This window comes from Micromonospora zamorensis (assembly GCF_900090275.1).
Lineage (GTDB): Bacteria > Actinomycetota > Actinomycetes > Mycobacteriales > Micromonosporaceae > Micromonospora > Micromonospora zamorensis.
The window spans coordinates 3319615-3341330 of record NZ_LT607755.1; the positions used below are offsets into that span (position 1 = coordinate 3319615).

Below are 21716 nucleotides of genomic sequence, written 5' to 3' on the forward strand. Positions count from 1 at the left end.
CCGAAGGGTCAGACGGCCAGGGCCGCCCGGACGTCCCGTTCCGCAGTGACACCACCGTCCCCCTGCGAGGTGACCCGGCCGGATTCCAGCACCTGGTAGCGGCTCGCCACCCGCAGCGCGAAGCCCAGATGCTGCTCCACCAGCAGCACGCTGAACCCGGACTGCCGGGTCAGCTCGACGATCCGTTCCTGGATCTCCGCGACCACCGACGGCTGGATGCCCTCGGTCGGCTCGTCGAGCATCAGCAACCTCGGCCGGGTGATCAGCGCACGGGCGATGGCCAGTTGCTGGCGCTGACCGCCGGAGAGCAGCCCGGCCCGGCGTCGCAGCAGCGGGCGCAGCGCCGGAAAGAGGTCCAGCACCTCAGCGGTCGCCACCGCGCCGTCGCGCCGACCGTCGGCGACCAGCCGCAGGTTCTCCGCGGCGGTCAGGTGCGGGAAGCACTGTTGACCCTGCGGGACGTACGCCATCCCCCGCGCCACCCGCTCGTGCGGCCCGAGGCGGGTGACGTTCTCGCCGTCCAGCTCGACGGTGCCGGCGCTCGGGCGCAGCAGGCCGGCCGCAACCCGCAGCAATGTGCTCTTGCCAGCGCCGTTGTGCCCGAGGACCGCGGCGACCCCGTCGGGCGGGACCGTGAGGTCGACCCCGTGCAGCACGCGGCTGCGCCCGTACCCGGCGTGCACCCCGCGCAGCGTCAGCATCATGCCTCCAGACCGGTGCGGGCCGACCCGGCGTCGACCGGGTGGCCAAGGTAGACCTCCTGCACACGCGGGTCCGCCTGGACCTGCGCCACCGTTCCCTCGCTGAGCACCCGGCCGGCGTGCAGCACTGTGACGCTGCGCGCGAACCGGCGCAGGAAGTCCATGTCGTGCTCGATCACGACGACTGTGCGGTCCCGGCTCACCGTCTCCAGCAGGACCCCGGTGGCGTCGCGTTCCTCGTGGCTCATGCCGGCGACCGGCTCGTCGAGCAGCAGCAGCCGCGCGTCCTGCACCAGCAGCATCCCGATCTCCAGCCACTGCTTCTGCCCGTGCGCGAGCGTCCCGGCGAGGTGCTCGGCCCGTTCGGCCAGACCGATGGTCTCCAGCGCCGCGGCCACCTCGTCGGGAACGCCGCGACGGCGGCGGGCCAGGGTCGCCCAGCCACGCCGGGCGCCGGCCGCGATGTCGAGGTTCTGCAGCACCGACAGCTCCTCGAAGACCGAGGACGTCTGGAAGGTACGCCCGACGCCCAGCCGGCTGATCCGGTGCACCGGGCGGCCCAGCAGTTCGTCGGCGCCGAAGCGGACCGAGCCGGTGGCCCGGACCAGGCCGGTGATCGCGTCGACCAGCGTGGTCTTGCCGGCGCCGTTCGGCCCGATCAGGAACCGGATGTCACCGGCGGGCACCTCCAGCGAGACGCCGTCGACGGCGGTGAAACCGTCGAAGCTGACCCGCACGTCACGGACGGACAACCCGTCCAGTCGGTCGCCGCTCATGCCGCCGGCACCTCCGTCCGCCCGGCGCGTCGTCGGCCCAGCGACAACCACCCGCGCCGCAGCGGCGGCGCGGCGACGTCGCGGCGGCGGGCCAACGCCCACAGCGACGCCAGGCCGCCGGGAAGGAACGCCACCACGACCACGAAGAGCAACCCCTGAAGGTACGTCCAGGTGCCCGGGAACCGCTCCGAGAGGGCGGTACGCGCCCAGGCCACCGCCACCGCGCCGAGCACCGGCCCGAGCACTGTGGCCCGACCACCCACCGCGACCCCGATGACGAACTCGATCGACGGGACGATGCCGATCAGCGCGGGCGAGATGATGCCCACCGCGGGCACGAACAGCGCCCCGGCCAGGCCGGCCATCCCGGCCGCGACCACGTACGCGACCAGCTTGACCGAGGCCGGATCGTAGCCGAGGAACCGGACCCGTTCCTCGCCGTCGCGGACCGCCACCAGCAGCTCGCCGTAGCGGCTGTGGATGAGTTGACGGGTCAGCGCGAGCAGGGCCAGCAGTGTGCCGGCGATGATGAAGTAGACCATCCGCTGGTTGACCGGGTCGTCCAGGTCGTAGCCGAAGAAGCCCTTGATGTCGGTGAGCCCGTTGGTGCCTCCCGTGGTGCCCTGCTGGCCGATCAGCAGGATCACCATCGCCGCGGCGAGGGCCTGGCTGAGGATGGCGAAGTACGCGCCGCGCACACGGCGGCGGAACACCAGCGAGCCGAGCCCGAAGGCGACTGCCATCGGCAGCAGCACCGTCGCGGGCAGCGCGAACCACGGGCTGGCGAAGGGCCTCCACCACAGCGGCAGTTCGTCGAGCTGCCCGTACAGCTGCATGAAGTCCGGCATCCCGGCCGGGCCCGCGTCGGCGAGCTTGAGGTGCATGGCCATCGCGTAGCCGCCGAGGCCGAAGAAGACGCCCTGGCCGAGGGTGAGCATGCCGCCCCGGCCCCAGGCGATCCCGATGCCGACCGCGACCATGGCGACGCAGAGGTACTTGGCGAGCAGGGACAGCCGGAAGTCCGACAAGACCAGCGGCGCGACGGCGAACAGCAGCGCCGCGCCGAGTGCGAAGCCGGCCGCCGTCCGCAGTCGCGAGCGGCCCGCGGGCCGGCTCGGCGGTACGGCGCTGACGGGTGCCGGGCCGAGGGCGGTGTCGGGCGGCGCGGGGGTGACGGCTGTCATGCGAGGCTCCTGGTCCGCAGCGTGAACAGACCCTGTGGCCGCCACTGGAGGAACGCGACGATCGCCACGAACACGATCACCTTGGCGACGCTGAGGGTGGTGAGGTATTCCCCGGTGGCCTGGAGCACGCCGAGGGCGAAGGCGACGATCACGCTGCCCTTGAGCTGGCCGATCCCGCCGACCACGACGACCAGGAAGGCGTCGATGATCAGGTTGGTGCCCATGGTCGGGCCGATCGGGCCGAGCAGGGTGAGCGCCACCCCGGCGAGCCCGGCCAGGCCGGAGCCGACGAAGAAGGTGGTCCGGTCGACCCGGGAGGTGGCGATCCCGGACACCGCCGCGAGGTCGCGGTTCTGCACGACCGCGCGGATGCGACGCCCGAGTGGGGTGAGGCGCAGCGCCAGGGTGAGCGCCGCGACGGCGGCCAGCGCCAGGGCCAGGATGAACAGCCGGTTGTTGGCGATGGTCAACCCGCCGGGGAGCGCCACGTTGCCGGTCAGCAGCTCCGGCGCGCGGGTCTGCACGTTCGGGCTGCCGAAGACGTCGCGGGCCAGTTGTTGCAGCATCAGCGACACACCCCAGGTGACCAGCAGGGTGTCCAGTGGTCGGGCGTACAGCCGGCGGATGAGCAGCATCTCCAGCAGCGCGCCCATCGTGCCGGCGACCACGAACGCCACCGGCAGGGCGACGACCAGCGACCAGCCGGCCCCGGTGATGCTCTGCTGCAGGACGTAGGTGGTGTACGCCCCGGCCATGATGAACTCACCGTGCGCCATGTTGATCACGTTCATTTGGCCGAAGGTCAGCGCGAGGCCGAGCGCGATGAGCAGCAGCACCGCGCCGATGCTGATGCCGGTGAAGAGTTGACCGAAGAGGACTGTCACGGTGGGTACTCCGAACTGCTGGTCGGGTGGCCCGGGCGGTGCGCGTCGTCGCGCAGCCCGCCCGGGCCGGCGTCGTCAGCTCAGGCCGCTCGCCCACGGATAGGTCTTGAGGTACGGGTCCGGCTGCACCGGCTTGCCGGAGTTCCACACCTCGGTGATCAGACCGTCCGCGCCGATCTTGCCGATCCGGGCGGTCTTGGCGATGTGCTGGGTCTTCCCGTCCACCGTGACCAGGCCCTCCGGCGCGTCGAAGGTGATCCCGTCCGAGGCGGCGCGGACCTTCTCCACGTCGAAGGCGCCGGCCTTCTCGACCATGGCCTTCCAGAGGTACACGCCGACGTACGCGGCCTCCATCGGGTCGCTGGTCGGCTTGTCCGCGCCGAACTTCGCCTTGTACGCGGCCACGAACTTCGAGTTCGCCGCCCCCGGGGTGGTCTGGTAGTAGTTCCAGGCGGTCAGCTGACCCTCCAGGTACTGGGTGCCGATGCCCTTGACCTCCTCCTCGGCGATCGAGACGGACACCACCGGCATCGCGGCAGCGGTCAGACCGGCCGACTTGTATTCCTTGAAGAAGGCCACGTTGCTGTCGCCGTTGAGTGTGTTGAAGACGGCATCGGCGCCGGACGACTTGACCTTGTTGACGATGGTGCCGAACTCGGTGGATCCGAGTGGGGCGTAATCCTCACCGAGCACCGTCATCCCGTTCGCGGTCGCGTACGCCTTGATGATTTTGTTGGCGGTGCGGGGAAAGACGTAGTCACTGCCGACCAGATAGACCGACTTCGCCCCCTGCGCCTTGAGGTAGTCGAGCCCGGGAACGATCTGCTGGTTGGTGGTCGCACCCGTGTAGAAGATGTAGGGCGACTGTTCGAGGCCTTCGTACTGCACCGGGTAGAACAGCAACGCCTTGTTCTTCTCGAACACCGGCTTGACCGCTTTGCGACTGGCCGACGTCCAACAGCCGAAGACGGCGGCGACCCGGTCCTCGGAGATGAGCTTCTCGGCCTTCTCCGCGAAGGTCGGCCAGTCCGAGGCGCCGTCCTCGCCGACCGGCTGGATCTTCTTGCCGAGGACGCCACCGGCCGCGTTGATCTCCTCGACGGCGAGCATGATGGAGTCGCGGACGGTGACCTCGCTGATCGCCATGGTGCCGGAGAGCGAGTTGAGCAGCCCCACCTTGACGGTGTCGCCGGAGATGTCGGCGGTGACGCCTGTCGCGCCACCCTCGTCGGTGGTCTTGCTGCCGCACGCGGTCATCGCGGCCGCGGCGACCAGGGTCATGGCGCCCGCCAGGATGCGGCGGCCCCGGAATAGTGACATCTACTCTCCCTGCGGTGCACTCAAGTGGCGAAAGGACGGTCGGTGCGGTCCGGTGGAGCTGACGTGGGCGATGCCGAGGTCGACGGGTGGACGCCGCTCAGGGCACCGGTTCGGATATGGGCACCGAAAGCGTCGACCGACATGATTGCGCTCATGTTTCCCGGCCCTTAATTGGCTGTTTCCGCGCGGTCGATCCGACCCGCACGAAAAAACGGCCGGCACCGTTGGGGAGGAAACGGTGCCGGCCGTTCGGAAAGACGCAGATTTGGTGTCACCACAATGGTCGACGGGCAATTCCGTCGATGGTGGGGACACAGTGGTGACATCTGACCCGAGGCCAGATACTTCACGCAGGAAGCATCTTAGGACGGGATCGGGTGGCACTGTCAAGGGTCCGGGCGGGCCGGCTGGCGGCCCCTGGTCTCAGAGCTGGGCAAGCACGGTGAAGTCGAGCCCGTCGGCCTCGGCCAGGTAGATGCGCTGACGGACGTGCCGTTGGCGTAGCAGCAACCGCCCGCGTGGCCCCTGGTAGGCCACCGTGTCAGCGGCCGTCTCGATGGCCCGCACGTCGAGGGTGCGGGCCTGGCCGATCAGCGCGGCGAGCAGCATCACGCCCTCGTAGCAGGACTCCCCGAGGCTGCCCAACGGCGGCGCCTCCACCCCGAAGCGACGGACGAACTCGCCGTGGAAGTCGAGGTTCTCCTGGGTGACCAGCCCGGCGAAGAAGCCCGCCGTGCTGTACAGCCGCCGGGTTGCACCGGCACCGCTGGCGAGCAGCATGTTCTCGTCCATCAGCGTGCTCAGCCGCAGGCACCGCTGATCGAGGCCGGATCGGGCGAACGCCCGGTTGAACCGCACCGCGTCCGCACCGACAAGCAGCATCAGCACCCCGTCGGCGTCGCTGTGCTCGATGCGGCGCAGCACCTCGGTGAAGTCGTGCGCGTCCAACGGCAGGAAGTGCAGGCCCACCACCTGCCCACCGCCGCGCAACGCGTACCGCTGGGCCGCCCGCGCGGTACGGCGTGGCCACACGTAGTCGTTGCCGACCACGAACCAGCGACGCACCCCCTGCTCTTCCGCGAGCAGCCGCATCGCGGGCCACAGTTGGGCATCCGGCGTCTCGCTGGTCAGGAAGACCCCCTCGGTGCGTTCACCGCCCTCGTAGAGTGCGGTGTAGACGTACGGCACCCGGTGCGCGACGCGTGGCGCCAGCGCCTGGCGCACCGACGAGATGTGCCACCCCGTCACCCCCTGCACCGCCCCCACCGACACCAACGCCTCGACCTCGGCGGCCACCTCGGCCGGCGGTGCGCCGCCGTCGACCGGCACCAGCCGCACCTCCCGGCCCAGCACACCACCACATCGGTTGATCTCCTCGACCGCGAGCTGCGCGCACAGCTCGCAGGTGGGGCCGAACATGCCGGCCGGCCCGCGCATCGGGTAGACCAACGCGATGCTGACCACGGCGCGGTCGACGGTCAGCCACGGCGGTGCCGGCGCGGACATGAGCACATGATTGCCCGGCCCGCGACCGAAGGCCAGGACTCACCACGGACCGGGACACTCGCTACCATGACAGGGCCACCGGACCAGGGAGTTCCATGTCAGACGTGCCCGGGGCGCCAGCCGACCTGCTGCGCTCGCTCACCCGCGCCGAACGGCTGCTCTCTCGCCGGCTGGGCGCTGTCCTTGCCGAGGACGCGCTGAGCATCGAGGCATGGCGGGTGCTCTGCCTGCTCGCCGACGGCCAGGGCCACCCGATGAGCGAGGTTTCCGCCGAGGCGTCGCTGCCTCCCGGCACCCTCACCAAACTGGTCGACCAGCTCGTCGACCGTAACCTCGTCTTCCGCCGGATAGACCCGATGGACCGTCGGCGAATCCGCGCCTACCTCACGGCCCGCGGCCGTCGCGAGCACGATCGCCTCGATGAGCGGGTGCGGGCCAACCTCGCCGAGCTGGGCATGCCACAGGTCGACGATCTGACCGTTCAGCTCGCCGACCTGATCGGTCGTCTCGACCCGGCCCGCCGCCGCGCCGACGCGATCGGCCCACACCGCTGACGAGGCTCAGTCGACCCTGGTGAGAAGCGGCTTGCCCTTCTCCACGACGTACGTGGCCAGTTCGACGGCGACGCCGTCGCCGACGTTGCGGGCCTGGTGGTGGACGCCGTACGGCACGGTCAGCGCGTCTCCGACGTTGCACACCATCGGCGGCTGACCTTCGAGCGTGTACTCCAGAGACCCCTGGAGTACGCAGATGATCTCTTCGCCCGGGTGGAAGTGCTTGAACGGCGGCGAGTCCGGTGTGAACTCCACCCGACTCTGGACGACCTCACGTCCCGGGATGCTGAGGTCGTGTTTCTGGAGATCGACACGCCACAGCCCCGGCGCCGCCTCCACCGCCGTCGGACTGATGCCCTCGGGCCGATCTTTCGCACTCATCACGGCCTCCTGTGAGCCGTCGCGGAACGGCAGTCGCCCCGGTTGGCATGGCATTCCGAGGATATGGGCCGCAGACCCGTCCCGGGCCGGGATGGGCGAACACGAGAGCCGACGACGTGCCGGGGTCGAGTGGGCGCTCGCGTCACCCGGTGAGGTGGGCGCGCAGGGTGTGCGCGTCGGGAGCGGTGGCGGTCCACAGTGTCGCCGGGCCCCCGGCCAATGGCAGTCGGGCGACGGTCCCGTCGACCGCGGCCGGTTCGGCGGGCCGCGACGGGTCGACCACCAACAGCGAGCCGGTGGCCGGTGCGCCGCCGAGCACCGCGGGGCCGGCCCAGCCGGGTGCGCGCGGCCCCACGGCGAGGGACTGGCGCAGCAGCGGCCGGCCCGCGTAGTCGACCTGCGTGTGTACGACGGCACCGCCCGGCGCCTCGCCGTACCGGCCACAGATCAGCTCGTCGCGCCAGCGCAGGCTCGCCCCGGCGGCCACCGCGACGCGGGACTCGGCGAGGTGCGCGCAGCCGGCCGCCGCGACCAGTTGTTCGGGGAGCCAGTGCAGCGTGGCACCGGCGTGCACCACCGCGGACACCGCCATCCGGGACACCGCGCCTGGCCGTCCCGGCAGGGCGATCGACGCCGCCACGGTGTGCACCCGCACCGCGGCGCCCGGTCCCACCTCGATCTCCAACCGCAGGTCGTCGCCGGCCAGCGGGCCGGCCGCCCCGCCGACGAGGTGCACAGTGGCGACACCACCGTCGGCCGGGGTCTGGCGCAGCAGGAGCGGCGTCTCGCCGTGCAGCTCGACCAGGACCGTGCCGCCCCGGCCGTCGGCCCGGGCGACCAGCCGGGCGAGCGCCCGCATCAGACCGGTCCGGCCGGTACGGCGAGCGGGTGCAGGGCCGCGTGGTGGGCCAGCTCGTGCCGGATCCAGTCGGCGACCCGGCTCGCCGTCGGGTCTTCCACGATCGACAGGAAGAGGGTCGGAAGGTCGCCGCGCCGAGCCCGCGCGTCACGGTCCATCACGGCGAGGTCCGCGCCCACCATCGGCGCCAGGTCGGTCTTGTTGATCACGAGGAGGTCGGCGGCGGTGACCCCCGGGCCGCCCTTGCGGGGCACCTTGTCCCCGCCCGCCACGTCGACCACGAAGATCTGCCGGTCGACCAGGCCCCGGCTGAAGGTCGCGGTCAGGTTGTCTCCACCGCTCTCCACGAGGACCAGGTCCAACGGGCCGACCGCCTCGGCCAGTTCGTCGACGGCGTCCAGATTGGCGCCGATGTCGTCGCGGATCGCGGTGTGCGGGCAGCAGCCGGTCTCCACCGCCCGGATCCGAGCCGGGTCCAGCACCCCGGCCCGCCGCAGGAAGTCGGCGTCCTCGGTGGTGTAGATGTCGTTGGTCACCACGCCGAGCCGCAACTCGTCGGCGAAGGCCCGGCAGAGCGCGGCCACCAGGGCCGTCTTGCCGGACCCGACCGGGCCGCCGATGCCGACCCGCAGGGCACGACCGGCGCGGGCCAGTGGAGGGTGCGGGTCGACCCCCGGCTCGGGATGGGTGTGCGGGACGCTCTCGTCGTGCAACGGGGCGGTCGGTGGTGGCGTGGTCGGGTCGACGGGCGCAGCGCTCGGCACAACAGTCTCAGGACGCAAAGAGACGCACCTCCCAGGTGGCATGGATTTCGGCATGGATGTCGGCGAGTGGAGCGGCGGCGGCCGGCAGCCGCTCCGGTGGGTCTTCGGCGGCGCGGGCCGCGTCGGCAGCCGTGCCGTCGCAGGCGTCGGCCAGGCTGACCAGCAGGGCCTGGACCTGGTACGGATCGAGGCCGAGCAGGCGTACGCCGGCGCTCGCCGCCGCGGTCACCGTCCCGTAGGCGGCGACAGTGGCGGTGTCGAGACGGGACAACCCCGCCGCGGCGCAGAGCAGCCCGAGCACCAGCGGCTGGTGTGCGCCGGCGGGCGTCGTGGGCAGGTCGCCGAACGGAGCGTCCGGCCAGATGGCCCGGCCGGCACGCAGCAGCGCTCGGCCCTGCCGGCGGGAGACGGTCCGCAACGTCGGCGCCGCGGTACGCGCGTCCAGCTCCACGTCGAGCTGGGCCAGCGTGGTTGCCAGCGTGGCGGTCCCGGCGGATTCGGCCGCGCCGACGGTCCCAGGCACCGCGGCCCGGTGTGCGGCCGCCGCGAACGCCGCACCGACCAGCCCGGCGGTCGCCAACCGCCCGGCCAGGAACGCCTCCAACGAGGCCAGGTCGGTGACCCGGCCGGCGGCGACGGCCGCCTCCAGACCGCCGGAGTGCGCGTGCGCCCCGGCCGGGAAGCGTCCGTCGGCCAGCAGCAACAGCAGGCTCGGCGTGGCCATCAGAACAGGAAGTACCGCTGGGCCATCGGCAGCCGGGTCACCGGGTCCGGTTCGACCACCACACCGTCGATCCGCACCGTGAAGGTGTCCGGGTCCACCTCGATGCGCGGCATCGCGTTGTTCTCCGGCAGGTCGGCCTTGCCCCGCGACCGCACGTCGCTCACCGGCACCACCCGGCGTCGCACGTCCAGCCGAAGCCCGGCGTCCAGGGCCGCCGGCGCCACGAACGCCAGACTGGTGGCGGCCGCAGCGGCACCGTACGCCCCGAACATCGGCCGCGGCAGCATCGGCTGCGGCGTCGGGATCGAGGCGTTCGCGTCACCCATCTGGGCGTACGCGATCATGCCGCCCTTGAGCACCAGGTGCGGTCGTACGCCGAAGAACGCCGGGTCCCAGAGCACCAGGTCGGCGAGCTTGCCGGGTTCGACCGAGCCGACCTCGTGCTCCAGCCCGTTGGCCATCGCCGCGCAGATGGTGTACTTCGCGACGTACCGTCGGGCTCGGTGATTGTCGGCGTCCCCGTCACCCGGCAGCGCGCCGACCCGCTCCTTCATCACGTGCGCGCTCTGCCAGGTCCGCAGAATCACCTCGCCGACCCGGCCCATCGCCTGCGCGTCGGAGCCGATGATGGAGATCGCTCCGAGGTCGTGCAGCAGATCCTCCGCGGCCATCGTGGACGGTCGGATCCGGCTCTCGGCGAAGGCCAGGTCCTCCGGCACGGACGGGTTGAGATGGTGGCAGACCATCAACATGTCCAGGTGCTCGGCGAGGGTGTTGGCGGTGTACGGGCGGGTCGGGTTGGTCGACGACGGCAGCACGTTCGGTTCACTGGCCACCGTGATGATGTCCGGTGCGTGCCCGCCGCCAGCACCCTCGGTGTGGTACGAGTGGATCGCCCGCCCGCCGATCGCGCGCAGGGTGTCGGCGACGAAACCGGCCTCGTTGAGCGTGTCGGTGTGGATCGACACCTGGACCCCGGACTGGTCGGCCACCCGCAGGCAGGCGTCGATCGCCGCCGGTGTGGTGCCCCAGTCCTCGTGCAGCTTGAAACCGCCCGCACCGGCGCGCAACTGTTCCCAGAGCGCCTCGCTGGAGACGGTGTTGCCCTTGCCGAGCAGCAACACGTTGACCGGCATGGTGTCCAGCGCCTCGTGCATCCGGGCCAGGTGCCAGCCGTTCGGGGTGACAGTGGTCGCCCGGGTCCCCTCGGCCGGGCCGGTGCCGCCACCCACCAACGTGGTGACGCCGCTGGCCAGGGCCTCGGTGACGATCTGCGGGCAGATGAAGTGCACGTGGGTGTCGACCGCGCCGGCGGTGAGGATCCGCCCGTTGCCGGCGATCACCTCGGTCGACGGGCCGATGACCAGGTCGGGGTGGACGCCGGGCATGGTGTCCGGGTTGCCGGCCCGGCCGAGCGCCACGATGCGCCCGTCGCGCAGCCCCACGTCGGCCTTGACCACTCCCCAGTGGTCGAGCACCACGGCGCCGGTGATGACGGTGTCCAGTGCCCCCTCGGCGCGGGTGGCCCGCGACTGACCCATCGACTCACGGATCACCTTCCCGCCGCCGAAGACCGCCTCGTCACCACCGACGCAGTGGTCGGTCTCCACCTCGATGAGCAGGTTGGTGTCGGCCAGCCGGATCCGGTCGCCGGTCGTCGGCCCGTACAGGTCGATGTAGCGGTCCCGCCGCACGGCGCTCACTCCGGTGACCCGTCGGCCGTCGGCGGGTCCAGTGGGCCCGCACACGCGCCACGCAGCCCCGGCACGACGCGCGCGCCGCCGAACGGGACGAGGTCGACGCTGCGGCTGATGCCCGGCTCGAACCGGACCGAGGTGCCCGCCGGCACGGCGAGCCGCTGCCCCCAGGCGACGTCCCGGTCGAACGCCAGGGCCGGGTTGGCCTCGGCGAAGTGGTAGTGCGAGCCCACCTGCACCGGCCGGTCGGCGGTGTTGACCACGAGCAGCGTGGTCACCGGGCGGCCCGCGTTGATCTCGACCGGGCCGGCCGCCGGCAGGATCTCCCCCGGAATCACGGGATCGGGTGGTGCACCGTCACGAGCTTGGTGCCGTCCGGGAACGTCGCCTCCACCTGCACCTCCCTCAGCAGCTCGGGGATGCCGTCCTGGACGTCGTCGCGGCCCAGCACGCTCCGGCCGGCCGACATCAGGTCGACGACGGACCGGCCGTCGCGGGCCCCTTCGAGCAGGAACGCGGTGATCACCGCGACGGCTTCGGGGTAGTTGAGGCGCAGGCCGCGCTCGCGGCGGGCGCGGGCGACATCGGCCGCGACGTGGACGAGCAGGCGGTCCTGCTCATGCGGGCTGAGAAACACGGGCTTCTCCCGGTGGGGTGGGCGTGCCCGGCTCGCCATCGGCCCCGCAGGGGCCGCGCGCCGGGCAGCAGACACCCGGGGTACGAGCTGGAGTCACACGACCGCCGAGTCCCCGCCGACGGGGCGACCCGGGACTCCACCATCCCGGCCCGAGTGAGGGGCAACCGGCGGTGTCTCGGTCGGATGCGGACCGCACCGCCCACCGCTGAGCCGACCGTAGAGGATCACCACCGGCCGGGGCAACAGTCGATCCGGGTTCGCGCCGGCCCACTTCTGGGTGCCGGTGCTCATTCCCCTCGCGTACGACCCAGGGCATGATCGCCGGATGACGGCGACAAGGGGTACGCGCGCACTGCTCGGTGTTCTGTTCCTGGCTGCGGCCACGGTCGGGGCGTGGCTGCTCTGGCTGGGCTGGGACACCGACTACACGGTCGATGCGGAGACCGGCGCGAGCAGCGGCCCGTACGAGGCGTGGCAGGTGGTCGGCTGTGTGCTGACGCTCGTCCTGCTGGCCGCGCTCGCCGCCACGCGACTCAGCCCGTGGCTCGTGGCGACGGTGATGACCGTCGCCTTCACGGCGGCCTGGGGGTGGCAGGCCGCGTCCACCGACGACACCGGCCTGTGGGCCGTCGGGGCGGTGCTGGTGCTGGTCGGGATGGCGGCCGGCAGCACGGCCGTGAGTCTCGTCGCGCGGCGGGTCGGCCGACGCGTCGCCGGCCGACCCAGCTAGCCGCTGCCCCGTCGCCGGCCGGGGCCCGCTCGCTCAGCGGGCCGCGACGGGTGCCGCCGCTGGCCGGGGCCCGCTCGCTCAGCGGGCCGCGACGGGTGCCGCCGCCGGCCGGGGCACCCCGGCGAAGGGGATGTCGACGTTGTCCGTCGGGCGGGGCTGGCCGTCGGGGTGCCGCCACAGGCCACTGTCGCGCAGGATCGGCAGCACGCCCTCGCCGAACCAGTACGCCTCCTCCAGGTGCGGGTAGCCGGAGAGGATGAACTCGTCGATGCCGAGCGCGTGGTATTCGGCGATCCGGTCGGCGATCTCGCGGTGACTGCCGACCAGCGCGGTGCCGGCCCCGCCCCGGACCAGCCCGACGCCGGCCCACAGGTTGGGCGAGACCTCCAGGCTGTCGCGGGAACCGCCGTGCAGGTCGAGCATCCGGCGCTGCCCCTCGGACTCACTGCGGCGCAGCCCGTCCTGCACCGCCCGGATGTCGGCCTCGTCGACGCCGTTGAGCAGGCGGCGCGCCTGCGCCCACGCCTCATCAGAGGTGTCCCGGGCGATGACGTGCAGCCGGATGCCGAACCGCAGTTCGCGCCCGGCGTCGGCGGCCAACGCCCGGACCCGGGTCAGCTTGTCGGCGACCTGGGCCGGCGGCTCACCCCAGGTGAGGTAGACGTCGCTGTGCCGCACCGCCACGGGTAGGGCCGCGGCGGACGAGCCACCGAAGTAGACCGGCGGGACCGGGTCGGGCAGCCGGTGCAGCCGCGCCTGCTCGACGCGCAGGTGGGTGCCGGTGTGGTCGACCGTCTCACCCCGCCACAGCGCGCGCACCACGTGCAGGAACTCGTCGGCCCGCGCGTACCGGGCGTCCTTGTCAAGGAAGTCGCCGTACGCCCGCTGCTCCTGCGACTCGCCCCCGGTGACCACGTTGAGCAGCAGTCGGCCCCGGGACAGCCGCTGGAAGGTCGAGGCCATCTGGGCGGCCAGCGTCGGAGCCAGCAGCCCGGGTCGGAACGCGACCAGGAACTTGAGTCGCTCGGTCACCTCGGTGAGCATCGCGGTGCTCAGCCAGGCGTCCTCGCACCAGGCACCCGTCGGGGTGAGGGCGCCGACGAAGCCGAGCTGCTCGGCGGTGCGGGCGATCTGCCCGAGGTACGCGACGCTGGCCGGGCGGGCGCCTCCGGCAGCACCGGTCGGTACGCCGTGGCCACCCCCGACGATGTCCCGGCTGTCGCCGTTGGTGGGCAGGAACCAGTGGAAGGTGAGGGTCATCGCGGCTCTTTCCTCCAGTGCGCGGCGGGTGCGGGTACGGGTGCGCGCGCCGCAGGCGGGCACCTCCTGAGGGGTGGGACGATCCCGCCGACAGCCTACCCATAAAACCTATCGGGTTAGTAGGCTACCGGCCACGGCGCCGACACCTGTCGATGCGCCCCGACCCGCATGCCCGACCCGAGGAGCCGCCATGCCCACCCCGTCGACGAGCCGTCCCCCGCATCGCCGCCTCCTGACGGCCGGCCTCACCACAGTGGCGCTGCTCGCCACGGCAGCGGTAAGCGCGTGCGGCGGGTCCGCCGATGCCGGCGGCTCCGCCAGCAAACTCCGGATCGGCTACCAGCGCTTCGGCGGGCTGAGCCTGGTCAAGGCGCGCGGCGCGGCGCCGGATGTGGAGTGGTCGCTGTTCGAGAGCGGTCCGGCGCTCACCGAGGCGCTCAAGGCCGGCTCCATCGACATCGGACAGGTCGGCGAGGCACCACCCGTCTTCGCCGCGGCCGGGAAGATCCCGTTCTCCATCATCGGCACCTCGGCGCCGATCCCGCAGGGCGAGGCCGTGCTCGTCAAGGCCGATCGCGGTTACCGCACCTTCGCCGACCTGAAGGGTAAGACGGTGGCCCTGAACAAGGGGTCGAACGTGCACTGGCTGCTCGTCCAGCTGCTCAAGGCCAACAACATGACCCTGAAGGACATCCAGGTCAAGTACCTCAAGCCCGCGGAGGGACGGCCCGCGTTCGACGGCGGCCAGGTCGACGCCTGGGTGATCTGGGACCCGTACTTCGCGCTGGCCGAGCAACCGGGGGTCCAGGTGCTCGCCGACGCGACCGGGCTGGCCAGCAACCGCGAGTACGTCCTGGCCGCCCCGGACGCCGTCACGAAGCAGCCGGACGAGATCCGGGCCTTCCTCCAGCGCTACCGCGAGGTGACCGACTGGGGCATCGCCCATCCCGAGGAGCGGGCCAGCACGCTCGCGCCGGAGCTGAAGATTCCGCAGGACGTCACCGGTCGGGCCCTGGCCCGCAGCGCCAGACCCCTCGCCCCCGTCACCCCGGCCATCGGCGACGAACTTCAGGCGATCACCGACAGCTTCATCGCCCTGGATCTGATCCCGGGCCCGGTCGACATCCGGTCCCGGGTCGACAGCCGGTTCAGCGCGGTGTTCCAGTGAGCCGTACGACGCTGGCCGAGGCGCCCGCCGAGATCGCGGCGGCGCCGCCGGTCGCGCCCCGACGTCTTCGGCCGACACGACGGTGGTGGCGGTTGGCCAGCCCGGTGGCACTGGTCCTGGGCTGGGAGCTGGCCTCGCGGACCGGCCTGCTGGCACCGGAGAAGCTGCCCGCGCCGAGTGACGTCCTGGCCACCGGCTGGCGGCTGAGCCGGGACGGAACGCTCGGCGTCCATCTGCTGGACTCCCTCACCCGGGCCGGGGCGGGGCTGGTGATCGGCGGCGTCCTGGCCCTTGCCCTGGGCACCCTGGCCGGGCTGCTGCGGCTCGGTGACGACCTGGTCGACCCGCCGGTGCAGATGGCCCGGATGCTGCCGCACCTCGGGCTGGTCCCGTTGCTGATCATCTGGGTCGGCATCGGTGAGTCACTCAAGATCAGCCTGGTGGCTCTGGGTGCTTTCTTCCCCATCTACTTCAACACCTACGCCGGCATCCGGGACATCGACGAGCGGCTGGTGGAGGCGGCGCGCACCTGCGGTCTGGGGCAGGCCGCCCGACTGCGGCACGTGGTGCTGCCCGGCGCGCTGCCGGCCCTGTTCCTCGGGCTGCGCCTGGCGATCGGGGCGGCCTGGCTCAGCCTGGTCGTCGGCGAGCAGGTCAACGCCCAGACGGGGATCGGTTTTCTGATGATGGAGGCACGGGAGTTCAGCCAGACCGACGTGGTGGTGCTGGGGCTGCTCGTCTACGCGCTGCTCGGGCTGATATCCGACAGTGCGTTGCGCGTCCTGGAGAGGAGGATGTTGACATGGCGTCGCGGACTGCGGGCCACCTGAACGACACCGCGCCGGTGCTGACCGCCCACGCGGTGCGCCGGACGTTCGGGCCGACGGTCGTGCTGGCCGGGGTCGACCTCGCCATCGCACGCGGCGAGGTGGTGGCCCTGCTGGGCGGCAGCGGTTCCGGCAAGAGCACGCTCCTGCGGATTCTCGCCGGGCTCGACGGTGAGGCCAGTGGCACGAGCGTCGTGCACGGCACCGCCGCCGTGGTCTTCCAGGAACACCGGCTGCTGCCCTGGAAGCGGGTGGCGGACAACGTCGGGCTCGGCCTGTCCGGGCCGGACGCCCACGAGCGGATCCGGCGGGCGCTGGCCGAGGTCGGGCTCGCCGATCGGCACCGCGCCTGGCCGGCGGAGCTGTCCGGCGGGCAGGCGCAACGGGTGGCCGTCGCACGAGCACTGGTCCGCGAACCGGACGTGCTGCTGCTCGACGAGCCGTTCGGCGCCCTCGACGCGCTGACCCGCCTGCGGATGCAGATCCTGCTGCGCCGGCTGCGCGCCGAGCACGGCTTCGCGGCCCTGCTGGTCACCCACGACGTGGAGGAGGCGCTGTTGCTCGCCGACCGGATCCTGCTGCTGGACGAGGGCCGCATCGCCGCGCAGCTGCCCGTCGACCTGGCCCCCACCCGTACGCCCGACGACCCGGCCTTCGGCGCGCTGCGCCGCCACCTGCTCGACCGACTCGGCGTTCCCACCACCTGACGAGCGGAGCTGTGATGACCCGCTGGACCCCCGACCCCACGTTCTATCCCTCGCCTCGGGAGGCGGTGACCGCACCGGCCGAGAAGCTCGCCTACGTGGCCGCCTTCGACCGTACGGCAAGCCGTCCGGACGCCATCGTGGTGCTGGACACCGACCCGGACTCCCCCGACTACGGCCGGGTCGTGGGTTGGACCGACCTGCCCTACGTCGGCGACGAGCTGCACCACTTCGGCTGGAACGCGTGCAGCAGCGCGCTCTGTCCGACCGCCCCGCACCCGCACGTCGAGCGGCGCTACCTGATCGTTCCCGGCCTGCGGTCGTCGCGGATCCACGTGGTCGACACCCAACCCGACCCGCGTCAGCCGCAGGTGGTCAAGGTGATCGGCCCGGAGGAGCTGGCGAAGCGCGCCGGCTACTCGCGCCCGCACACAGTGCACTGTGGGCCGGACGGCATCTACCTCTCCGCTCTCGGGGGCGCGGACGGCGCGGAGGGTCCGGGAGGCATCGCCATCCTCGACCACACCACGTTCGAGGTACGCGGGGCGTGGGAGGCCGACCGGGGTCCACAGTTCCTGGCGTACGACCTGTGGTGGCACCTCACCCAGGACGTGCTGGTCACCAGCGAGTGGGGCACCCCGTCGATGATCGAGGACGGCATCGTCGGCGAGTTGCTGCTGGGTCGACGCTACGGCCACGCCATCCACTTCTGGGACCTCGCGAAACGTCGGCACGTCCAGCGGGTCGACCTGGGCGATCAATATCAGATGCCGCTGGAGCTGCGCCCGGCGCACGACCCGTCGAAGTCGTACGGGTTCGTCGGGGTGGTGATCAGTGTCGAGGACCTGTCCGCCTCGGTCTGGCTGTGGCACCGCGACGGCGACGCCTGGGCGGTCACCAAGGTGATCGACATTCCGGCCGAGCCGGCGGACCCGGCGGATCTGCCCGACCTGCTCAAGCCGTTCGGGGCGGTGCCGCCACTGGTGACCGACATCGACCTGTCCGTCGACGACCGGTTCCTCTACGTCTCCTGCTGGGGCACGGGAGAGCTGCGCCAGTACGACGTCAGCGACCCGCTGCGTCCCGTACTGACCGGCTCCGTGCATCTCGGTGGGATCGTGCGCCGCACGGCGCACCCGTCCGCGCCGGACGAGGCCCTGGCCGGCGGCCCGCAGATGGTGGAGGTGAGCCGGGACGGGCGGCGGGTCTACGTCAGCAACTCGCTCTACGGCGCGTGGGACGACCAGTTCTACCCCGACGGGGTGGGTGCCTGGCTGGCCAAGCTCGACGTGGACGTCGAGGCCGGTGGGCTCACCCCGGACGAGCGGTTCTTTCCGCACGGGGAGGAGTTCCGGGGCCTGCGGGTGCACCAGACCCGGTTGCAGGGCGGGGACGCGTCCTCCGACTCGTACTGCTTTCCGTGACCGTCTCCACACTGGCGACGCTTGCCGCGCTCGGCGCGTTCCATGGTCTGAACCCGGCGATGGGTTGGCTGTTCGCGGTGGCCCGGGGCCTGCAGGAGCGCAGCCGGGCGGCGTTGCTGCGCGCCCTGTCGCCGATCGCGGCCGGGCACCTCGCCTCGGTGGGGATCGTCGCGGCACTGGTCACCGCGACCCGTTCGGTGACGGCGAGCACCGCCCTCGCGGTGGTCGGCGGCGTGCTGCTGGTCGCGTTCGGGTTGTGGCGACTGCTCTCCGAGCGGCACTTCCGCTGGGCGGGGATGCGGCTGTCCGCGGCGCAACTCGCCGGCTGGTCGTTCCTCATGTCCTCGGCCCACGGCGCGGGGCTGATGCTGTTGCCGGTGCTGGTGGCCGAGCCGGTGCCCGGGGGCCACTCCGGGCACCTGGCCAGCGCGCCGGTGGGTGCCCTGTCCGGGCTCGCCGCCGCCGGTGTGCACACAGTGGCGATGCTCGGCACCGCGCTGGCCATCGCGATTCTGGTCTACCAGGTGCTCGGGGTCGGTGTGCTGCGTCGGGCCTGGTTCAACGTCGACCGGCTCTGGGCCGGGGTGCTGGTCGCCGCCGGATTGGTCACGTTGCTCCGGGCGTGAACCGACCATCGTGGACGGAGCTGATCTGTGGTCTCATGGCGGCATGATCACTCCGACTCCCCTCATGCGTCTGGTGGCCGGTGTGTGGGGGTTCAAGACCCTCGCGGCCGGCGTCGAACTCGGTCTGTTCACCCGGCTCGCCGGGGGTCGGACGATGACCGTCGAGCAGGCCGCCGCCGAGTTCGGGCTGCCCGACCGGCCCGCGGACCTGTTGCTGGCCGCCAGTGCCTCGCTCGGCCTGCTGGAGAAGGCCGGCGACGGATACCGCAACTCCGAGTTGGCCGAGCAGTTCCTGGTCGAGGGTCGCCCGTACTACTTCGGTGCGCAGATCCGTTACTCCGACCTGCGCACCTATCTGCCCTGGCACCGCATCGGCGAGGCCCTGCGCACGGATCGGCCGTTGACCTGGGACCCGGAGGCACAGCAGTCGATGTTCGACACCGCCGACCCGGAGATGCTGACGCAGTTCTGGGACGCGATGTTCTCCACGTCCAGCTTCACCGCCGCCGCGTTGGCCGACGCGTACGACTTCTCCGCGCACCGCCGCCTGCTCGACGTCGGGGGCGGGGCCGGGGCGTTCCCGATCGAGTTCTGCCGCCGCCTGCCCGAGCTGCGGGCCACCGTCCTGGATCTGCCGCACGTCTGCGTACGAGCGCGGGAGCGGATCGCGGAGGCCGGCCTGACCGAGCGGATCGACGCGGTGGGCGGCGACTTCCTCGCCGACCCGGCGCTGCCGGACGGGCACGACGTCATCCTGCTCAGCATGATCCTGCACGACTGGGACGAGCCGACGAACCGGGCGCTGCTGGCCCGGTGCCACGCGGCGCTGCCGCCCGGCGGGGCGATCGTCGTCTGCGAACTGCTGCTAAACGACGAGCGGACCGGGCCGCCGGAGGCCGCGCTGATGGGGATGAACATGCTGGTCGAGACCGAGGGTGGCCGCAACTACTCGGGCGCCGAGTACGCCGCCTGGCTCACCGATGCCGGTTTCGTCGACGTGCGTACCGTGCCGTTCGACGCCCCCGGTGCCAACGGCGCTGTGGTGGCCCGGCGGGCCTGACCGACGACGACACCCGGCCCCGATGCGAACCGTGGGCCGGGTGTCGCGGCGCCTCACGGCGCTGGCGTCCGATCGGCTACCGGTACGGGTCAGGCGCGAGCCTTGACCGGCTGCTTCATGAAGTCCAGGATCGCCTTGTTGACGTCCTCGGCGTGTGTCCACGGGATGCCGTGCGGCGCGCCCTTGAGCGTGACGAGCTTGCCGGTCGGCATCATCGGCCCGAGCCGCTGGCCGGTCACCGGGTAGGGCAGCACCCGGTCCTGGTCACCCTGCACGATCAGCACCGGAATGTCGATCTTCGGCAGGTCGGGGCGGAAGTCCTCCTGCCAGGCGTCCACGCTGTCGTGGGTGCCCTTGGCGGAGGCCATCGCGCCGATCTGCCAGTGCGCCCGGTACGCCTCCTCGCTGACCCGCTTGCCCATGTTCTGATCCGGGTTGAAGAACGCGTCGCAGAACGACGTCAGGTACGCGAAACGGTCCTTGATGATGGCGTCCTGGAAACCCTTGAAGAGGCTCCGGTCGACACCCTCCGGATTGTCATTGGCCTTGGCCAGCATGGGTTGCAGCGGGCTGAGCACCACGGCCCGGCTCACGCGCTGGGAGCCGTAGTTGCCCAGGTAGCGAATGACCTCACCGGTGCCCATCGAGTGACCGACGAGGGTCACGTCGCTCAGGTTCAGCTCGGTCATCAGCACGTCCAGGTCCGCCGCGAACGTGTTGTAGTCGTACCCGAAGGTCGGCTGGGCGGAGTTGCCGTAACCGCGCCGATCGTAGGTGATCGTCCGGTATCCGGCGTTGAGCAGCTGGGTGGTCACCTTCTCCCAGGTAGCCCCGTTGAACGGGAAGCCGTGGATCAGCACCACCGGCTTACCGGAACCGTGGTCCTCGTAGTACAGGTCGATGGGCGCGGAGTTTTCCGTTCCCACGGTGATGAAAGGCATGTTTGTCTCCTGCTCCGGTATCGGGCTGTCGGACGTCAGCGCGCTTTCCCGCCGGGTCGGCGGATATGCCGGCCGTCGAAAGGCACAGCGACCCCTCAGCCATCGACAGATATCGACGCTTTCGATAGGGTTGGAGGTAGGAAAGTTTCGGCGTACGGGAGGTGGGCATGCCCCGACGAATCCGCACGACGGTCGCCGCGTTGGCCCTCGGGTCAGCAACGGCCGCACTGAGTGCCACGCCGGCCCACGCCGACCCGGTGGTGCCCCGGCACGCCGTCGTGGTGTGCCAGAGCGCCAGCTTCTACGCCAACTACGACTCCGCCGGCGGCCCCACCGGCCTCAAGCGCACCCTCGCCTACGGCAACAAGATCGGTCACACGCCGGGCGCGCACCCGGTCTACAACGGGTGGGCGGCATCGTTCGACTTCGGCCCCAACGACTGGGGCTACCTGCGCACCGAGTGCATCGGCGGGTACGACTCATGGTGATCAGACGTCGCGCCCTCGCTGGCCTGCTCGCAGGGATCGTCGCCGCCACCGTGGCCCTGCCGTCCCCCGCGCAGGCCGCCAACGGCACCATCGGGCAACGGGAGACGGTGTGCGCGAGCGACCTGTTCGTCCGCACCCAACCCGTCGGCGCCTGGATGGGCACCCTCTACCAGGGTCAGACGTTCCTGGTCGAAGGCCCCCGCAGCGGCGGCTACGTCTACGGCTTCGCCTACGGGCACATCAACCGCCGCGGCTGGGTGCAGGACGGCTGGTTCTGCTGACCCCCTGCCCGTCGGTGGACCCAGCCCGCCGGGCTGACCCTGCGAGCGGCGGCACGCGCGGTGTCCGGCTTGCGCGGTGTCCGGCTTGCGCGGTGTTCGGCTTGCGCGGACGTCGGCACGAGCATGGCGTCGCCCGCGAAGATCAACACGGGTTTGCTGAAATCGGGGTGTCCCAACGACCTGGATACCCCGATTTCAAGGAACCCGAGTCGATCATCGC

Annotated in this window: 25 protein-coding genes; 10 read left to right on the forward strand and 15 right to left on the reverse strand. The window is 71.6% G+C overall.

Annotated features, from left to right (window positions below; genetic code table 11):
- Positions 1 to 8: 8 nt before the first annotated feature.
- The 6 genes from urtE to GA0070619_RS14600 form a co-directional block, all read right to left on the reverse strand.
- A complete protein-coding gene (urtE, locus tag GA0070619_RS14575; RefSeq protein ID WP_088948569.1) occupies positions 9 to 701 on the reverse strand; it encodes an urea ABC transporter ATP-binding subunit UrtE in 693 nt (230 codons plus the stop codon).
- Positions 701 to 1477: an urea ABC transporter ATP-binding protein UrtD gene (urtD, locus tag GA0070619_RS14580; protein ID WP_088948570.1), complete on the reverse strand. Its 777-nt coding sequence runs from the start codon at positions 1475 to 1477 to the stop codon at positions 701 to 703. Before urtD ends, urtE begins: the two co-directional genes overlap by 1 nt.
- Complete coding sequence (gene urtC, locus GA0070619_RS14585; RefSeq protein WP_088948571.1) at positions 1474 to 2661, reverse strand: urea ABC transporter permease subunit UrtC; 1188 nt, start codon at positions 2659 to 2661, stop codon at positions 1474 to 1476. Before urtC ends, urtD begins: the two co-directional genes overlap by 4 nt.
- Positions 2658 to 3545 carry an urea ABC transporter permease subunit UrtB gene (gene urtB / locus GA0070619_RS14590; protein ID WP_088948572.1) on the reverse strand — a complete coding sequence of 296 codons (888 nt, stop codon included), beginning with the start codon at positions 3543 to 3545 and terminating at the stop codon, positions 2658 to 2660. The genes urtC and urtB overlap by 4 nt, the downstream gene beginning before the upstream one ends.
- Positions 3546 to 3620: 75 nt before the next feature.
- Complete coding sequence (gene urtA / locus GA0070619_RS14595; protein ID WP_088948573.1) at positions 3621 to 4865, reverse strand: urea ABC transporter substrate-binding protein; 1245 nt, start codon at positions 4863 to 4865, stop codon at positions 3621 to 3623.
- A 423-nt stretch (positions 4866 to 5288) separates the two neighbouring features.
- The gene (locus GA0070619_RS14600) at positions 5289 to 6371 is read right to left on the reverse strand and encodes a substrate-binding domain-containing protein (protein WP_088948574.1); all 1083 of its coding nucleotides are present in this window, start codon (positions 6369 to 6371) and stop codon (positions 5289 to 5291) included.
- Between the two features lie 95 nt (positions 6372 to 6466).
- On the opposite strand from GA0070619_RS14600, the gene GA0070619_RS14605 reads away from it, so the two are divergent.
- Positions 6467 to 6925 carry a MarR family winged helix-turn-helix transcriptional regulator gene (locus GA0070619_RS14605; protein ID WP_088948575.1) on the forward strand — a complete coding sequence of 153 codons (459 nt, stop codon included), beginning with the start codon at positions 6467 to 6469 and terminating at the stop codon, positions 6923 to 6925.
- A 6-nt stretch (positions 6926 to 6931) separates the two neighbouring features.
- Here GA0070619_RS14605 and GA0070619_RS14610 read toward each other — a convergent pair whose 3' ends face one another.
- From GA0070619_RS14610 to GA0070619_RS14640, 7 genes are all read right to left on the reverse strand, one after another.
- Positions 6932 to 7306 (reverse strand): cupin domain-containing protein, encoded by a 375-nt coding sequence (locus GA0070619_RS14610; protein ID WP_088948576.1) that lies wholly within the window; start codon positions 7304 to 7306, stop codon positions 6932 to 6934.
- A 142-nt stretch (positions 7307 to 7448) separates the two neighbouring features.
- The gene (locus tag GA0070619_RS14615) at positions 7449 to 8165 is read right to left on the reverse strand and encodes an urease accessory protein UreD (RefSeq protein ID WP_088948577.1); all 717 of its coding nucleotides are present in this window, start codon (positions 8163 to 8165) and stop codon (positions 7449 to 7451) included.
- Positions 8165 to 8947 (reverse strand): urease accessory protein UreG, encoded by a 783-nt coding sequence (gene ureG / locus GA0070619_RS14620; protein ID WP_414855628.1) that lies wholly within the window; start codon positions 8945 to 8947, stop codon positions 8165 to 8167. The genes GA0070619_RS14615 and ureG overlap by 1 nt, the downstream gene beginning before the upstream one ends.
- A complete protein-coding gene (locus tag GA0070619_RS14625) occupies positions 8937 to 9653 on the reverse strand; it encodes an urease accessory protein UreF (RefSeq protein ID WP_088948578.1) in 717 nt (238 codons plus the stop codon). Before GA0070619_RS14625 ends, ureG begins: the two co-directional genes overlap by 11 nt.
- Entirely contained in the window at positions 9653 to 11356 is a 1704-nt protein-coding gene (locus GA0070619_RS14630; protein WP_088948579.1) for an urease subunit alpha, read from the reverse strand. The genes GA0070619_RS14625 and GA0070619_RS14630 overlap by 1 nt, the downstream gene beginning before the upstream one ends.
- Positions 11353 to 11688: an urease subunit beta gene (locus GA0070619_RS14635; RefSeq protein WP_088948580.1), complete on the reverse strand. Its 336-nt coding sequence runs from the start codon at positions 11686 to 11688 to the stop codon at positions 11353 to 11355. The genes GA0070619_RS14630 and GA0070619_RS14635 overlap by 4 nt, the downstream gene beginning before the upstream one ends.
- On the reverse strand, positions 11685 to 11987 hold the full coding sequence (locus tag GA0070619_RS14640; protein WP_088948581.1) for an urease subunit gamma: 303 nt from the start codon (positions 11985 to 11987) through the stop codon (positions 11685 to 11687). The genes GA0070619_RS14635 and GA0070619_RS14640 overlap by 4 nt, the downstream gene beginning before the upstream one ends.
- 325 nt (positions 11988 to 12312) lie before the next feature.
- Here GA0070619_RS14640 and GA0070619_RS14650 point away from each other — a divergent pair, with 325 nt between their 5' ends.
- A complete protein-coding gene (locus GA0070619_RS14650; RefSeq protein ID WP_088948583.1) occupies positions 12313 to 12717 on the forward strand; it encodes a hypothetical protein in 405 nt (134 codons plus the stop codon).
- Positions 12718 to 12795: 78 nt separating this feature from the next.
- On the opposite strand, the gene GA0070619_RS14655 is transcribed toward GA0070619_RS14650, so the two are convergent.
- Positions 12796 to 13977, reverse strand: a complete 1182-nt coding sequence (locus GA0070619_RS14655; protein ID WP_088948584.1) for an LLM class flavin-dependent oxidoreductase — start codon at positions 13975 to 13977, stop codon at positions 12796 to 12798.
- Between the two features lie 190 nt (positions 13978 to 14167).
- On the opposite strand from GA0070619_RS14655, the gene GA0070619_RS14660 reads away from it, so the two are divergent.
- Genes GA0070619_RS14660 through GA0070619_RS14685 form a run of 6 tightly spaced genes read left to right on the forward strand, consistent with a single transcriptional unit; the run spans position 14168 to position 19786 of the window.
- Positions 14168 to 15145, forward strand: coding sequence for an aliphatic sulfonate ABC transporter substrate-binding protein (locus GA0070619_RS14660; protein ID WP_088948585.1), 978 nt, complete (start codon positions 14168 to 14170; stop codon positions 15143 to 15145).
- Positions 15142 to 15975, forward strand: coding sequence for an ABC transporter permease (locus tag GA0070619_RS14665; RefSeq protein WP_088948586.1), 834 nt, complete (start codon positions 15142 to 15144; stop codon positions 15973 to 15975). Before GA0070619_RS14660 ends, GA0070619_RS14665 begins: the two co-directional genes overlap by 4 nt.
- Complete coding sequence (locus tag GA0070619_RS14670) at positions 15948 to 16679, forward strand: ABC transporter ATP-binding protein (RefSeq protein ID WP_088948587.1); 732 nt, start codon at positions 15948 to 15950, stop codon at positions 16677 to 16679. The genes GA0070619_RS14665 and GA0070619_RS14670 overlap by 28 nt, the downstream gene beginning before the upstream one ends.
- Positions 16680 to 16693: 14 nt before the next feature.
- Positions 16694 to 18100 carry a selenium-binding family protein gene (locus GA0070619_RS14675; RefSeq protein WP_088948588.1) on the forward strand — a complete coding sequence of 469 codons (1407 nt, stop codon included), beginning with the start codon at positions 16694 to 16696 and terminating at the stop codon, positions 18098 to 18100.
- Positions 18097 to 18726 (forward strand): hypothetical protein, encoded by a 630-nt coding sequence (locus GA0070619_RS14680; protein ID WP_088948589.1) that lies wholly within the window; start codon positions 18097 to 18099, stop codon positions 18724 to 18726. Before GA0070619_RS14675 ends, GA0070619_RS14680 begins: the two co-directional genes overlap by 4 nt.
- A 43-nt stretch (positions 18727 to 18769) precedes the next feature.
- Complete coding sequence (locus GA0070619_RS14685) at positions 18770 to 19786, forward strand: methyltransferase (protein WP_088948590.1); 1017 nt, start codon at positions 18770 to 18772, stop codon at positions 19784 to 19786.
- 89 nt (positions 19787 to 19875) lie between these two features.
- Here the strand turns inward: GA0070619_RS14685 and GA0070619_RS14690 are convergent, their stop codons facing one another.
- On the reverse strand, positions 19876 to 20727 hold the full coding sequence (locus tag GA0070619_RS14690; protein WP_088948591.1) for an alpha/beta fold hydrolase: 852 nt from the start codon (positions 20725 to 20727) through the stop codon (positions 19876 to 19878).
- Between the two features lie 167 nt (positions 20728 to 20894).
- Here GA0070619_RS14690 and GA0070619_RS14695 point away from each other — a divergent pair, with 167 nt between their 5' ends.
- Together GA0070619_RS14695 and GA0070619_RS14700 are read left to right on the forward strand one after the other, a co-directional pair.
- Complete coding sequence (locus GA0070619_RS14695; RefSeq protein ID WP_088948592.1) at positions 20895 to 21215, forward strand: hypothetical protein; 321 nt, start codon at positions 20895 to 20897, stop codon at positions 21213 to 21215.
- A complete protein-coding gene (locus GA0070619_RS14700; protein WP_231927423.1) occupies positions 21209 to 21496 on the forward strand; it encodes a hypothetical protein in 288 nt (95 codons plus the stop codon). Before GA0070619_RS14695 ends, GA0070619_RS14700 begins: the two co-directional genes overlap by 7 nt.
- Positions 21497 to 21716: the final 220 nt, after the last annotated feature.

Excerpts from the sequence above, each read along its gene's own strand:
- GA0070619_RS14615 (WP_088948577.1), bottom strand. The coding sequence starts at position 8,165 with ATGCGGGCGCTCGCCCGGCTGGTCGCCCGGGCCGACGGCCGGGGCGGC.
- GA0070619_RS14675 (WP_088948588.1), top strand. The coding sequence starts at position 16,694 with ATGACCCGCTGGACCCCCGACCCCACGTTCTATCCCTCGCCTCGGGAG.
- GA0070619_RS14650 (WP_088948583.1), top strand. The coding sequence starts at position 12,313 with ATGACGGCGACAAGGGGTACGCGCGCACTGCTCGGTGTTCTGTTCCTG.
- GA0070619_RS14605 (WP_088948575.1), top strand. The coding sequence starts at position 6,467 with ATGTCAGACGTGCCCGGGGCGCCAGCCGACCTGCTGCGCTCGCTCACC.
- GA0070619_RS14660 (WP_088948585.1), top strand. The coding sequence starts at position 14,168 with ATGCCCACCCCGTCGACGAGCCGTCCCCCGCATCGCCGCCTCCTGACG.
- GA0070619_RS14700 (WP_231927423.1), top strand. The coding sequence starts at position 21,209 with ATGGTGATCAGACGTCGCGCCCTCGCTGGCCTGCTCGCAGGGATCGTC.
- urtD (WP_088948570.1), bottom strand. The coding sequence starts at position 1,477 with ATGAGCGGCGACCGACTGGACGGGTTGTCCGTCCGTGACGTGCGGGTC.
- GA0070619_RS14625 (WP_088948578.1), bottom strand. The coding sequence starts at position 9,653 with ATGGCCACGCCGAGCCTGCTGTTGCTGCTGGCCGACGGACGCTTCCCG.
- GA0070619_RS14695 (WP_088948592.1), top strand. The coding sequence starts at position 20,895 with ATGCCCCGACGAATCCGCACGACGGTCGCCGCGTTGGCCCTCGGGTCA.
- GA0070619_RS14690 (WP_088948591.1), bottom strand. The coding sequence starts at position 20,727 with ATGCCTTTCATCACCGTGGGAACGGAAAACTCCGCGCCCATCGACCTG.
- GA0070619_RS14600 (WP_088948574.1), bottom strand. The coding sequence starts at position 6,371 with ATGTCCGCGCCGGCACCGCCGTGGCTGACCGTCGACCGCGCCGTGGTC.
- urtA (WP_088948573.1), bottom strand. The coding sequence starts at position 4,865 with ATGTCACTATTCCGGGGCCGCCGCATCCTGGCGGGCGCCATGACCCTG.
- GA0070619_RS14685 (WP_088948590.1), top strand. The coding sequence starts at position 18,770 with ATGATCACTCCGACTCCCCTCATGCGTCTGGTGGCCGGTGTGTGGGGG.
- GA0070619_RS14610 (WP_088948576.1), bottom strand. The coding sequence starts at position 7,306 with ATGAGTGCGAAAGATCGGCCCGAGGGCATCAGTCCGACGGCGGTGGAG.
- urtE (WP_088948569.1), bottom strand. The coding sequence starts at position 701 with ATGCTGACGCTGCGCGGGGTGCACGCCGGGTACGGGCGCAGCCGCGTG.
- GA0070619_RS14670 (WP_088948587.1), top strand. The coding sequence starts at position 15,948 with ATGGCGTCGCGGACTGCGGGCCACCTGAACGACACCGCGCCGGTGCTG.
- GA0070619_RS14655 (WP_088948584.1), bottom strand. The coding sequence starts at position 13,977 with ATGACCCTCACCTTCCACTGGTTCCTGCCCACCAACGGCGACAGCCGG.
- urtC (WP_088948571.1), bottom strand. The coding sequence starts at position 2,661 with ATGACAGCCGTCACCCCCGCGCCGCCCGACACCGCCCTCGGCCCGGCA.